This window comes from Kriegella aquimaris, from assembly GCF_900103215.1.
Classification (GTDB): Bacteria; Bacteroidota; Bacteroidia; order Flavobacteriales; family Flavobacteriaceae; genus Kriegella; species Kriegella aquimaris.
On sequence record NZ_FNGV01000010.1, the window covers coordinates 62,687 to 75,598 of the forward strand.

Annotated in this window: 11 protein-coding genes; 9 read left to right on the forward strand and 2 right to left on the reverse strand. The window is 42.5% G+C overall.

Translation table 11 applies throughout. The features are described 5' to 3' along the window. Positions 1-7 precede the first annotated feature (7 nt). The 9 genes from BLS33_RS17300 (at position 8) to BLS33_RS17340 (ending at position 10,791) form a co-directional block, all read left to right on the forward strand. A complete protein-coding gene (locus BLS33_RS17300) occupies positions 8-1,210 on the forward strand; it encodes a glycoside hydrolase family 117 protein (RefSeq protein WP_089892450.1) in 1,203 nt (400 codons plus the stop codon). A 44-nt stretch (positions 1,211-1,254) separates the two neighbouring features. Continuing rightward, complete coding sequence (locus BLS33_RS17305) at positions 1,255-2,019, forward strand: SDR family oxidoreductase (protein WP_176801437.1); 765 nt, start codon at positions 1,255-1,257, stop codon at positions 2,017-2,019. 43 nt (positions 2,020-2,062) lie between these two features. Beyond that, positions 2,063-3,454 carry a sulfatase gene (locus BLS33_RS17310; protein ID WP_089892782.1) on the forward strand — a complete coding sequence of 464 codons (1,392 nt, stop codon included), beginning with the start codon at positions 2,063-2,065 and terminating at the stop codon, positions 3,452-3,454. 8 nt (positions 3,455-3,462) lie between these two features. Further along, positions 3,463-4,917, forward strand: a complete 1,455-nt coding sequence (aldA, locus tag BLS33_RS17315) for an aldehyde dehydrogenase (RefSeq protein ID WP_089892456.1) — start codon at positions 3,463-3,465, stop codon at positions 4,915-4,917. A gap of 1 nt (position 4,918) precedes the next feature. Next, the gene (locus BLS33_RS17320) at positions 4,919-6,013 is read left to right on the forward strand and encodes a mandelate racemase/muconate lactonizing enzyme family protein (RefSeq protein WP_089892460.1); all 1,095 of its coding nucleotides are present in this window, start codon (positions 4,919-4,921) and stop codon (positions 6,011-6,013) included. Between the two features lie 31 nt (positions 6,014-6,044). After that, complete coding sequence (locus tag BLS33_RS17325; protein ID WP_089892463.1) at positions 6,045-7,088, forward strand: aldose epimerase family protein; 1,044 nt, start codon at positions 6,045-6,047, stop codon at positions 7,086-7,088. Between the two features lie 57 nt (positions 7,089-7,145). Beyond that, positions 7,146-8,165, forward strand: coding sequence for an L-rhamnose/proton symporter RhaT (locus BLS33_RS17330; protein WP_089892785.1), 1,020 nt, complete (start codon positions 7,146-7,148; stop codon positions 8,163-8,165). 119 nt (positions 8,166-8,284) lie between these two features. Further along, positions 8,285-9,586 carry an MFS transporter gene (locus BLS33_RS17335; protein ID WP_089892466.1) on the forward strand — a complete coding sequence of 434 codons (1,302 nt, stop codon included), beginning with the start codon at positions 8,285-8,287 and terminating at the stop codon, positions 9,584-9,586. Between the two features lie 44 nt (positions 9,587-9,630). Further along, entirely contained in the window at positions 9,631-10,791 is a 1,161-nt protein-coding gene (locus tag BLS33_RS17340) for a mandelate racemase/muconate lactonizing enzyme family protein (protein WP_089892469.1), read from the forward strand. A 142-nt stretch (positions 10,792-10,933) separates the two neighbouring features. On the opposite strand, the gene BLS33_RS17345 is transcribed toward BLS33_RS17340, so the two are convergent. Both BLS33_RS17345 and BLS33_RS17355 read right to left on the reverse strand, forming a co-directional pair. Continuing rightward, entirely contained in the window at positions 10,934-11,566 is a 633-nt protein-coding gene (locus BLS33_RS17345) for a 3-keto-disaccharide hydrolase (protein ID WP_245731524.1), read from the reverse strand. Positions 11,567-11,832: 266 nt separating this feature from the next. Beyond that, entirely contained in the window at positions 11,833-12,900 is a 1,068-nt protein-coding gene (locus BLS33_RS17355) for a phosphotransferase enzyme family protein (protein ID WP_089892476.1), read from the reverse strand. Between the last annotated feature and the right edge of the window lie 12 nt (positions 12,901-12,912).

Sequence of the window (12,912 nt, forward strand, 5' to 3'; positions counted from 1 at the left end):
AAACTTTATGAGAAATCTCTTTTTGGTGGTAGTTTTTACAGTGGCCTTGCTCAACGCGTGCAAAAATGTTTCTGAGGAAAACCGAGAAACAAAAAACAGGAACGACAGACAAGGCACAGCTGTGGATGTTGGTCTTGTGAAAAAACTCGGCATAACCAATAAAGATAGTTTAAGTGCGGCATCAAAAAGAGCCTTGGCAATGGGTTATGATGCTGGTGCGGAATGGTGGACGAGTTTTCGGCAATCTGATTTGAAAGGCGTTTTTGCCTTTGAGAAAGGTGTTGTTCGACGAGACCCAAGTGCGGTCATAAAAGTAGCCAATAGCTATTATGTGTATTACACCAAAAGTGTTGGTGATTCGTATGGGTTCCATTCGGGCGACGCTGAAAAAAAGGTATTTCCTTGGGATAAGTCCGAAGTCTGGTGCGCCAGTTCTATGGATGGGGAAACTTGGAAAGACGAAGGTTTAGCCGTTGGTCGTGGCACCCCGGGTTCGTATGATGATCGTGCCGTATTTACGCCAGAAGTATTGGCACATGAAGAAAAGTACTATTTGGTGTACCAAACTGTAAAAGCGCCTTACGTCAATCGAGTTAAAAATGAAGTGGGTATGGCCATTGCAGATTCACCATTGGGTCCATGGAAGAAACTGCCTGCACCTATATTGCGACCTTCCGAAAATGGACAATGGTCGGGTGATGAAGATAACCGTTTCAAAGTAACCGAAAAGGGAGACTTTGATAGTCAAAAGGTACACGACCCTTGTTTGATGTTCTTCAACAATAAGTTTTACCTCTATTACAAAGGTGAGCGTATGGGAGAGGAGCACTTTTTAGGAGGGCGTGAAATCAAATGGGGTGTGGCAATAGCCGACAAACCGGAGGGTCCCTATAAGAAATCTCCTTTCAATCCAGTGACCAATAGTGGTCATGAAGTTTGCGTTTGGCCTTACAATAATGGAATGGCTGCGATGTTGACCTCCGATGGTCCAGAGAACAATACCATACAATGGTCGGCTGACGGGATCAATTTTGAAATAAAATCACACATTGGAGGGCGTACCAAACCACCACATGCGGCAGGTATCGTGCGTTCGTTGAACCATGAAAAAAGTCCCCTTGCAGCTTTGGAATGGGGCTTATGTTTTGATCATAAAGAGGGTTGGGACTATATTAGAAAGTTCGAAGCTTATGTGCGCAACGCAGACTGAACCTTGACTAAAAATTAGAAACTTGTAAATAAAATACAATGAGCATTTTGAACAAATTCAATCTTAAAGGAAAAACGGCCTTGGTTACCGGTTGTAAACGTGGAATTGGTAAGGCTATGGCCGTAGGACTTGCCGAGGCAGGTGCCGATATCATAGGAGTCAGTGCAACTTTAGAAAAGCACGGTAGCATGGTAGAGCAAGAAGTGACAGCACTTGGTAGAAAATTTAAGGCGTATGCCTGTGATTTTAGCAATCGTGAATCGCTGTACGAATTCATCAAAACGGTGAAAGACGATTTTCCCACCATAGATATTTTGATAAACAATGCCGGTACCATTCTTCGTGCCCCGGCAGTCGAACATTCCGATGAATATTGGGACAAGGTTATTGAAGTAAACCAAACGGCGCAGTTTGTTTTGACCCGTGAAATCGGTAAAGAGATGGTTAAACGCGGAGAAGGAAAAATCGTGTTTACCGCATCATTACTTACCTTTCAGGGAGGCATCACCGTGCCGGGATACGCAGCGAGTAAGGGCGCCATTGGCCAAATGACAATGGCATTTGCCAATGAATGGGCGGCCAAAGGTGTCAACGTAAATGCAATCGCACCAGGTTATATCAGTACCGATAACACCGAGGCCCTAAGAAACGATCCAGAACGTTCGGCATCGATTCTATCAAGAATTCCTGCAGGTCGCTGGGGCAAACCCGAAGATTTTGCTGGTCCAGTGGTTTTCTTGTGTTCCGAAGCGGCATCATATATGAACGGAACGACCATGCTGGTAGACGGTGGATGGATGGGAAGATAATTATCCCAAAAGAATAAAATTCCAAAATACAATCAAAAAGAAAATGAAAAAGCCAAGACTGGTGCTCTTCCTCTTTACCTTGTTCGCTATACTATTCCATATCTCGGCGCAAGACCGACCGAACATTGTTTTTATCCTTTCGGATGATGCAGGTTATGCAGATTTCGGATTTCAAGGAAGTAAAGAGTTCAAGACTCCAGAATTGGACAAATTGGCGAAAAACAGTGTTCGTTTTACCCAAGCCTATGTTTCGGCAGCCGTATGCGGGCCGTCAAGGGCAGGGCTTCTTACTGGAAAATATCAACAAAAGTTCGGTTTTGAAGAGAATAATGTACCTGGTCTGATGAGCAAAAGTGGGCTGGCCGGTGACGACATGGGGCTTCCTCTTGATCAAAAAACCGTGGCCGATTACTTAAAAGAACAGGGGTATAAGACTGCGCTTTTTGGAAAGTGGCATCAAGGTAATGCCGACCGTTTTCATCCTACCAAAAGAGGTTTTGACGAATTTTATGGTTTTAGGGGAGGTGCCAGAAGTTATATGCCTTACGGTTCAGAAAACAAACTTACACGACAAGAGGATAAACTAGAACGAGGTTTCGGAAACTTTCAAGAACATGAGGGGTATCTGACCGACGAGCTGGCAGATGAGGCCATCGCGTTCATGGAGCGAAATAAGAACAATCCGTTTTTCGTCTATTTGGCTTTTAACGCAGTTCACACGCCTATGGAGGCCACTTCGGAAGATTTAGGGAAGGTAAATGGACTTACAGGCAAAAGAAAGACGCTGGCGGCGATGGCAATTGCGATGGATAGGGCTTGTGGCAAAGTTTTGAATCGGATAGAAGAGTTGGGGCTCGACAAGAATACACTTATTGTTTTTACTAACGATAATGGAGGTCCGTCAGATGCGAACGAATCATTAAACGACCCATTGAGTGGCACCAAAGCCAATCATTTGGAAGGAGGTATTCGCGTACCGTTTTTAATGTCATGGCCAGGAAAATTGAAAAGTAATACCATCTACGACGACCCCATCAGTACATTGGATTTATTGCCAACCTTCGTTACCGCTGCCGGGGGTAACGTTGCTACTATTGAAGATTTAGATGGAGTTGACCTTGTTCCATATTTACAAGGGAAAAATAATGGGAAACCCCATGAAATTTTATACTGGAAAAAGGAGAATAGGGGAGCCATACGATTTAATGATTGGAAACTCGTTCGTTTTCCTGATCGCCCGGCCGAACTCTATAATATTAAAGAGGATGTTTCGGAGGTGAACGATTTGGCTTCGAAACATCCTGAGAAAGTGCGTGAATTGTACCAAAAGCTTTTCGATTGGGAACTCACGTTAGAACGGCCCCTTTGGCAATTGGAAAGAAGATTTGAGGGCCTCGCGGCCAAAAGAATGGATACATATAGAAAACACAAATAATCAAAAGTATGTCAGCAATTAAGGAATACCAACTATTTATTGACGGTAAATGGGTGACGTCGGCTTCGGGCGAGACCATTGATATTGTAAACCCGACTACCGAGGAAATAGTGGCGCGAGTGCAAAACGGCACGGTAGAAGAGGCAAACCAAGCTTTGGAAGCTGCCGAAAGGGCACAAAAAAAATGGAAAAAAATACCGGCGCGCACTCGTGCTGAACTGTTGTATAAATTGGCCGATGAAATCAAAGCGAATGCTGAATACTTGGCTGAACTTTTGGTTAAGGAACAGGGCAAAATATTAAAGGTAGCTAAAGGTGAGGTTGCCGTTACCGCTTCTTTTATCGAATATGCTTGCGAGGGAGCTAGAAGAATAGAAGGTGATATCGTTCCTTCAGACAACCCTAACGAGCAAATCTGGATTCAAAAAATACCGCGTGGTGTCGTTGTAGCGATTACCGCTTGGAACTTTCCCTTGGCATTGGCCGGGCGAAAGTTGGGCCCAGCGCTTGTAGCCGGAAACACAATTGTCATCAAACCGACGTCTGAAACCCCTTTGGCTACTTTAGAGTTGGGTTATTTGGCCCAAAAAGTGGGTATCCCTGATGGGGTGATCAATATTTTAACAGGGCCGGGTAGGGCAATGGGCAACGCTTTGGTCGAGAACCCGATTACTAAAATGGTGACTATGACCGGTTCAACGCCTGTGGGGCAGCAAATCGCAAGAAATGCGGCAGAAAACCTTACTCATGTTCAATTGGAACTTGGCGGAAAAGCACCCTTTATTGTTTTTGCAGATGCTGATATTGATGCGGCAGTTGACGCTGCTTTACATTCCCGTTTTGATAACTGTGGCCAGGTTTGTACCTGTAACGAAAGAATGTATGTACATGAAGGTATTTATGATGCATTCATGGAAAAGTTCATAGCCAAAACGAAGGCCATAAGAGTGGGTGACCCCATGTTGGAAGATACCGATATGGGCCCCAAAGTAAATGCATCCGAATTAAAACATATGGAGCATTTGGTAGCAGTTAGCCTTAAAGAAGGCGCAACCTTGGCTACGGGAGGTAAACGCCCTGAAGGTAACGGTTTCGAAAAAGGATATTGGTTTGAGCCAACAGTTTTGACGAACGTTACCCAAAGTATGACCATCGTTCACGAAGAGTCGTTCGGACCAATTCTACCCGTATTGAAATTTAAGACTTTTGACGAAGTTATCGGTTACGCCAATGATTGCGAATACGGACTCGCGGCTATGGTCTTTACGAACGACATGAATATCATAATGAAATGCAATGACGAGCTCGAATATGGGGAGATTTATGTAAACCGTGGTCACGGTGAACAACACCAAGGTTTCCACAACGGTTATAAACTGAGTGGTTCTGGTGGCGAAGACGGTAAGTACGGTTTTGAGCAGTACATGGAGAAAAAGACTTTTTATATCAGACATAAAGCCTAGAATGGATACGCGAATAAAATCGGTCGATTGCAAATTGTTCAGGGTGCCCTTACCAGAGGTCATGAACGATGCCAAACATGGTGATCATACGCATTTTGAATTGGTTACTACTACAATTAGTTTGGAAGATGGAAGTTTAGGAACGGGATATACGTATACCGGCGGTAAAGGAGGGAACGCCATCAAGGCCATGGTTGACCACGATATTGCTCCGGCAATAATCGGTAAAGATGGCTCTGATGTTGAAGCCATTTACGATTTTATGGAATGGCACATGCATTACGTCGGCCGTGGGGGAATCGTTTCTTTTGCCGTATCTACCATTGATATTGCCTTGTGGGATATCAAATGTAAAAGGGCGGAACAACCCCTTTGGAAATTGGCCGGAGGAGCTGGAAATACTTGTAAAGCTTACTGTGGCGGTATCGATTTGCAGTTTCCTATTCCAAAACTTCTAAAGAATATGGAGGGTTACTTGGCGGCAGGGTTCAATGCGGTCAAAATAAAAATCGGACGTGAAAATCTAGATGAAGACATCGAGCGTATTAAAGCAGTTCGTGAATTTATTGGTCCTGATGTGACTTTTATGGTCGATGCCAATTATTCCATGACTGTGGAGAAGGCCATCGCGGCCATTGAAAAATTTAGACAATTCGATATTACGTGGTTCGAAGAGCCCATTATTCCCGATAATTACAAAGGCTTTGCGCAGATTTCGGAGGCTACGAATTTTCCGTTGGCAATGGGAGAGAACTTGCATACGATACATGAATTCGAATATGCCATGGATCAAGCAAAGCTATCTTTTGTACAGCCCGATGCGTCCAATTGCGGGGGTATTACGGGTTGGTTGGCAGCGGCTCGATTGGCCGATAGACATAATATTCCTGCCTGTTCGCACGGTATGCAAGAGTTGCATGTAAGTTTGGTGTCGGCGCAGCCCAATTCTGGCTGGTTAGAAGTGCATAGCTTTCCGATCGACCAATACACCAAACGGCCCTTGGTTGTTGAAAACCATCGGGCCGTAGCCCCTGATACACCGGGAGTGGGCGTGCAATTCGATTGGGAGAAACTAGTGCCATTTCAGTCTAAGTAAAAGTTCAGGTACAACATTCGAAAGCAAAACTATGAAAACGACACAGACCGATTTTGGTAAGTTCAACGGTAATTTGGTACATCTTTTTGTGCTCGAAAACGATTACGGACTTACCGTAAAAATCTCCGATTACGGGGCGACCATTACTTCTATTCTCTTACCGAAAAAGGAGGGGGAACCGGAAGAAATCGTTTGTGGTTTTGATACGTTCGAGAGCTATTTTTCAGATGCATATAAATCCAATGCGCCCTATTTCGGAGGAACGGTTGGGCGGTATTGTTCGCAAATAAAAGATGCCAAATTTTCTATGAATGGAAAGGATTATGAATTGGCGAAAATGGTAGGAGACAATAACCTACACGGGGGAAAGATAGGCTTTGATAAGAAAATTTGGACTGTAAAATCGTTTTCTTCGGAAGCGGCAAGTCTTCAAATGGAACTTAAAAGTACACATCTGGAAGAAGGTTTCCCGGGTAACGTTACGGTACAGGTCAATTTTACCTTGAACAATGAGAACGAACTTAAAATACGGTATCAGGCAAGTAGTGATCAAGACACGCCATTCACGATTACAAATCATACCTATTTTAATTTATCCGGATTTAAGAATAGTATTGAAGGTCATACGGTAATGGTTAAGGCCAAGACCAAACAAATTTGGGACGAAACAGGTGCGGCAACAGGTGAGAATGCTTCCGTTGTCGGTCAAGTCGATGATTTATGTTCCCCTAAATCCATTAGAGAAGTACATGAGGCCATGGGCGATGGTTTTGAACATTTTTATCTTTTTGAAGAGAAAGGATTCAAGCAGGATAAAGTAGCTGAAATCAATGAACCCAAAAGTGGTCGTTCACTAGAAGTGTACACCACGGAACCAGGAATGCTTTTGTATACCGGTAAATATACTTCGGATGAACTAAAACGTGAATCAGGACTCCACTACGGAAAGTACCGTGGGTTTTGTTGCGAGACCCATCGTTATCCGAACGGGCCTAATATTCCCGAAGCGCCAAAAAGCATTTTGAAAGCTGGGGAATCTTACGACAGTACGACCATTTTTAAATTCAACTGGTGAACCAAACGGGGCTTTGAATGCTTATAAAAATTCATGGCCCAATTAAATATTCAAATTATGACCGAAGGAGTATTATGGGCGATTTTCGCCGGATTGATGTTGGGCCTTTACGCACTTCCTGAAAAATTTACAAAAGGGTTTAAGTACGAAAATACATGGAGTTTGTTTTTTCTTTTGACCATGTTCGTCGTACCGATTATCGCTTCCGTAACCCTCATTCAGGGATTTGGAGAAATTTTTGGTAATATGCCCACAGATATTTGGATCAAGATGGGACTCACTAGTTTTCTGTGGGGAATCGGGGTTATGATGTGGAGCAAGGCCATTAACCATATCGGGTTGTCTTTGGGTTTTTCCATATTTATAGGTACGATTATTTTAGTGGGTTCCCTCCTTCCGTTTATTGAAGATGGTTTGCCGCCATCAAACGTTTTGACTTTTATTCTCGTGGGTATTTTGGTGGTACTTTTAGGCGTCATCTTAAATGGTAAGGCTGGTCTCCTTCGTGAAAAAGATGAGGCAAAACTGAAGAAGGCCGAAGATAGTTCAACTAAAGGTTCGATGACAACGGGTATTCTAATTGCTGTGGTCGGAGGTTTGTTGGCTACTGGATTTAGTTATGCCAATGCGGCGGGTAGACCTTATTTGCATGAGGCCAGTATTGCGCAGGGCAATGCCGATTGGATTACTGCCGTGGCCGTAATGTTCCCTATTTTCATTAGTGGCGGAATTGTTATGACGGCCTATTTTTTATGGCAATTGAACGCCAAAAAGGCTTGGGGCGACTTTAAGACGCCTGCTTTTGGCAAAAACCTCTCACTTATATTGATCATGGCTGTTTTCCATTATGCCGCATCGGCACTTTTTGCGTATGCAGCCTTTAAACTTGGTGCATCGGGTAATACCGTAGGCTATGCCATTTTTAATACTGCCTCGGTCGCAACTGCCATTGTAAGTGGTATCGTTACCAATGAATGGATAAGTGCATCCCCGAAAGCTAGAAATATGTTATATAGCGGGCTTGGTTGTATGATTGCCGGTATTATCATAGTGGCATATGCGAATGGCTTAGGATAAATGAAACAGAAATGTTTTATGATAGAAATGTATTTCTTCTGGTGTTATACTTTTTAAACCAGGTAAGGCTCTTGAATAACAGTTTCAATCTTTTTTAACCTTTATTATAAAAGAGTAAAATGACCAACTTCAAAGGTGTTGCAGCTCCATCTTCCAAAAAACGATACAACATCTTGGCTATGGTCTTTGTTACCGTGGTCATTAATTATTTAGACCGAAGTAATATTTCGGTGGCGGCATTTGCCATGAAAGAAGACCTTGGGTTGAGCAACATACAAATGGGATATGTTTTTTCTGCTTTCGCCTGGACCTACGCCTGTCTACAAATCCCCGGTGGTATTGTTGCCGATAAGTTGCCAACACGTATACTATACACGATTATTATGGCGCTTTGGTCGATAGCCACCCTGATTCAAGGATTTGTAAATTCGTTTACGGCCCTGATAGGTCTTCGAGCAAGTATCGGTGTGTTTGAGGCACCTTCGTACCCGACCAACAATTTAGTCGTGACCCGGTGGTTCCCCGAAAACGAAAGAGCATCGGCCATTGCCATTTATACCTCGGGACAATTTTTAGGATTGGCTTTTTTGACCCCCACTTTGGTGGCGATACAGAATTATATGGGCTGGAGGGGGCTTTTTATTGTTTCCGGAGTAATTGGTCTGGTATGGGCCGGTATTTGGTATTTGTTTTATCGAGATCCAGGAGATCATAAAAAAGTTAGTACCAGTGAACTGGAATATATTGAGAAGGGAGGGGGTCTTTTTACTAAAAAAAGCACTTCTGAAAAAAGTGAAAAGTTCAAATGGCAAGATTTTAAACAGGCCTTTATGTATCGAAAACTTTGGGGGTTGTACATTGGCCAATTTTGTTTGGGTGCAACTACTATCTTTTTTCTTACTTGGTTCCCAACATACTTAGTTGAATTCAGGGGTTTGGATTTTCTTAAATCCGGATTTTTGGCCGCTATTCCATTTTTAGCTGCTTTCGCGGGCGTTTTATTGTCGGGTTTTACCTCCGATTTTTTAATTAAAAAAGGGTACTCGGTTGAAATAGCGCGAAAAGCGCCCATCATTATCGGCATGTTGCTCTCTACTTGTATTATCGGTGCCAATTATACGGATAGCACATTTTTTATAATCCTATTTTTGGCAGTGGCTTTTTTTGGTAATGGTCTGGCAAGTATTGCGTGGGTCTTTATTTCGCTTATGGCACCGAAAAAGATGATAGGGCTTACTGGAGGCGCGTTTAATTTTATTGGGGGGCTGGCAGGTGTTGTTGTTCCGGTCGCAATCGGCTATTTGGTCGATGATGGTGATTTTAGCCCCGCCCTTTTCTTTATTGGAGGTATTGCTTTGTTAGGTTTTATTTCATACACTTTTATCGTTGGAAAAGTAGAGCGTATTGTGCCAAAATATTGATGCTTTCCAAATAACTTAGAACAAGTATTTTTAAATCGGAATCAATGAAAATTACAGATATAAAAACATATCCCATTAATGTAGGGTCAGGAAGTCAATTGGTCGTCAAAGTCGAAACGGAATCTGGTATTTACGGCTGGGGCGCATCAGGGCTATCTGGAAGGGAACTAGCCGTGGTAGGCGTGATTGAGCATTTCAAAGGCTTTTTAATCGGAAAGGATGCGCGCCAAATCGGCGCCATTTGGCAAGAACTTTACAGAGGCCAATACTTTGAAGGTGGTCGGGTATTGACAGCGGCTATTTCAGCTATCGACATTGCTTTGTACGATATCAAAGGAAAAGCCTTGGGTATTCCCGTTTATGAATTGTTGGGAGGAAAGCAACGCGATTATGTTGAATGTTTTGCTTCCGTACGATTTGCCACAAAGAAAGAATTACTAGATTACTCGAAGATTTGTGTGGCCAAAGGTTGGAAGGCCTTGCGTCTCGCCCCGGCTGAATTTGAAGCTCAGGAGATCAAAAATCACTTTGAACCTCGTAAGTCTATTACTCTTTTGGCAGCATGGGTTACAGAGCTTAGAAAGGAAGTCGGTCCGTCCATCGTTATAGGAGTAGATTATCATACCCGACTAACGGCCCCGGAAACTTACGCTTTTATTAAACAGATGCCTCAGGGGACCATTGATTTTATCGAAGAGCCTATTCGAGATGAGAATCCAGAAGCGTATGAAAGCCTCAGGAAAATAATTGATATCCCCTTCGCTATTGGGGAAGAGTTTTCAAGCAAATGGCAGTTTTTGCCTTTTCTAGAGCGCAATTTAACCCAATACGCCCGTATCGATATTTGTAATGTTGGAGGAATCACCGAGGCTATGAAAGTTGCATCTCTGGCAGAATCACACTATATTGATTTAATGCCCCACAATCCGCTAGGCCCTATCTGTACGGCGGCTACCCTTCATTTGGCCGCAGCATGCCCAAATTTTAGTTGGTTGGAAGAAGTGAATACCCCGGCACAAAAGATGGGTACGAACGATTCAAAATTTTACCCTGTTCAGCCTATCTTGGATGGACCTCGTTATGCTGTTTTGAATACCCCTGGACTTGGTGTGGAATTCGATGAGGAGTATGCCTCAAAACAGAATTTCGTACCTGTGGAAATACCGAGATTATGGCGAAAAGATGGATCTTTTACAAATTGGTAACGCTTCATAATGAGATGTGGACTATCGAATTACGAGGTAATGAAATCAGCAAGCAATCAAACATAAAAAGGCCCGATAGTTTATTGGGCCTTCTGCAATTTTTATATGTCAGCTATGGTTCTGTTACATGCTTAGACCCGCATTAGGGTAGTGGTTTCACCATGATGTCTTTATAAAAGATGACACTGCCTGGGTCATGACCTTGCAATGCAAAAGTGCCACTTGAGAGCAATCGGTTTTTTTGACCATCATCGCGTTTTGCATTTTCAGGCTCTGTATAGTCTACAACGACCATGTCATTGATTTTGATAATGATGCGTTTGCCTTCCACTTTTACGTATTCGGTATACCATTCATTATCGGGAACATACTGCTCCTTGACATCAACGATGTTATAAAGGCTCCCGGTACGCTTCCAGTCGCTTTGCGTATTATTTACCTGCACTTCATAACCTTGACTTGGCCAACCTCCCTCTTCATACTTCGTATGTATGTAAATGCCTGAATTCGCACTTGGCTTGGTCATTACCTGCGCTTTAAATTCGAAGTTTTTAAAGTTGTGATTTTCTACCGGTCCCATATAATAAAGATGTGCTCTTTTACCTGCAACCTTGATGTAACCGTTTTCTACAGAGAACGTATCGGCGTTTTCGCCCACTTTCCAACCGTCTAGGTTCTTTCCATTAAATAAAGAAACCCAACCTTCTTCTTGTGCGTTGCCGGAATTTTGACCTGAAACTAGCGTCATAGAACCTAGACATAGAGTAAGGGTCATTACATATTTTAAGTACTGTTTTAACATCATGCTTACTTTTAGAATTAACCCTTACAAAGTACAAAAATTAATCAGAGTCGATGAACAATAAGTGGGTTCATGGTATTAGCTTCCCGATTTTGGGAAAATTAATTGAATTGGACTTTTGTCAGCGGGTTGATAAACAAGTTTTTATTATGTGTAAGGCGTCCGATTTTTTAAGAGAAGCCGATAATTTTTTAGATGCGCTAGTGAGTTATTTTCTAGCGAAAAACAAGCAAAAACTTCTATTCTTCTCGTGCAATTAATTTCTGCGAAACGATATTTTCCATGTAAGCAACTTTATCCAAAGCCTTTTTTGAGAAATCGAACAAGCTCAGACACCGATCTAGATTCTGATTTTCATAGGCAACTTTGTAATATACATTGCCCATGAGATAGTCTGTGAGAGCTCTTAAACCGTGAATGAAAGGCATAAACACTGCACCTAAGGGAAGGGTTTTTATCTCTTCTTTGGTCAAAAAGGGCTCAACATCTGCCAATCCGTCTACGAAGGCTTCGAACAACTTATTTTCAAAAGTTATTTTTTCAAATTGTTGTTCATCTTCTGGGGCCGTATTGACAATAGTACGTACGGCATCCCCAAAATCATAATAGAAATAGCCTTTCATAATCGTATCCAAATCAATCAGACACAACGCGTTGTCATCTTCTTTTTTAAAGAGGATATTATTCAGCTTGGTATCATTATGACAGATACGAACAGGAATTGTTCTTTTCGAAAATTCAAGTAATAAAGGCAAAGTATCTTGTGCAAAGGCTATAGCTTTCTGGGCAACATATTTCCGTTCTTCTGATGCTGTCACCAAGGCGGATTCGAATTGATTTTTTCTAAGGCTTAAATCATGAAACTGCGGAATGGTATCGACAAATTCTTCATAGGGTGCTTTTTCCAAAAGCTGATGAAATTTGCCCACTATGATTCCTGCGCCACGCGCTATTTCGGAACGGGTTGTAGTGTCATATGCGGTCGTACCGTCGATAAAGGTCATCAGCCGCCAATAGTTTTCGTCTATTTTGGCAAATGTGCTTCCTTCGGCCGTCTCTACCAAAATAATACGCGTGTATACATCATCTTGTAGAAAACCAAGGGCGGTACCAATGTTCTTCATCAGTCCGGTAACATTTTCAAAGACAAAGTGATTGACCCGCTGAAGAATGAAAAGGGGCTCTTCCCCATTCAAGACCAAAAACGTATCGTTGATAAAACCTTGGTTAATAGATCTAAAGGAATAGTCCTTTTTCTCGATGACGAAATGACCGAGAATTGTATGTAAGTCTTGAGTGTTCTTCAATATGTTTTAATA

What these genes read in the sequence shown, in the direction of transcription:
- BLS33_RS17300 (WP_089892450.1), top strand. Translation starts at nt 8, where the DNA reads ATGAGAAATCTCTTTTTGGTGGTAGTTTTTACAGTGGCCTTGCTCAAC.
- BLS33_RS17310 (WP_089892782.1), top strand. Translation starts at nt 2,063, where the DNA reads ATGAAAAAGCCAAGACTGGTGCTCTTCCTCTTTACCTTGTTCGCTATA.
- aldA (WP_089892456.1), top strand. Translation starts at nt 3,463, where the DNA reads ATGTCAGCAATTAAGGAATACCAACTATTTATTGACGGTAAATGGGTG.
- BLS33_RS17320 (WP_089892460.1), top strand. Translation starts at nt 4,919, where the DNA reads ATGGATACGCGAATAAAATCGGTCGATTGCAAATTGTTCAGGGTGCCC.
- BLS33_RS17325 (WP_089892463.1), top strand. Translation starts at nt 6,045, where the DNA reads ATGAAAACGACACAGACCGATTTTGGTAAGTTCAACGGTAATTTGGTA.
- BLS33_RS17330 (WP_089892785.1), top strand. Translation starts at nt 7,146, where the DNA reads ATGACCGAAGGAGTATTATGGGCGATTTTCGCCGGATTGATGTTGGGC.
- BLS33_RS17335 (WP_089892466.1), top strand. Translation starts at nt 8,285, where the DNA reads ATGACCAACTTCAAAGGTGTTGCAGCTCCATCTTCCAAAAAACGATAC.
- BLS33_RS17340 (WP_089892469.1), top strand. Translation starts at nt 9,631, where the DNA reads ATGAAAATTACAGATATAAAAACATATCCCATTAATGTAGGGTCAGGA.
- BLS33_RS17345 (WP_245731524.1), bottom strand. Translation starts at nt 11,566, where the DNA reads ATGACCCTTACTCTATGTCTAGGTTCTATGACGCTAGTTTCAGGTCAA.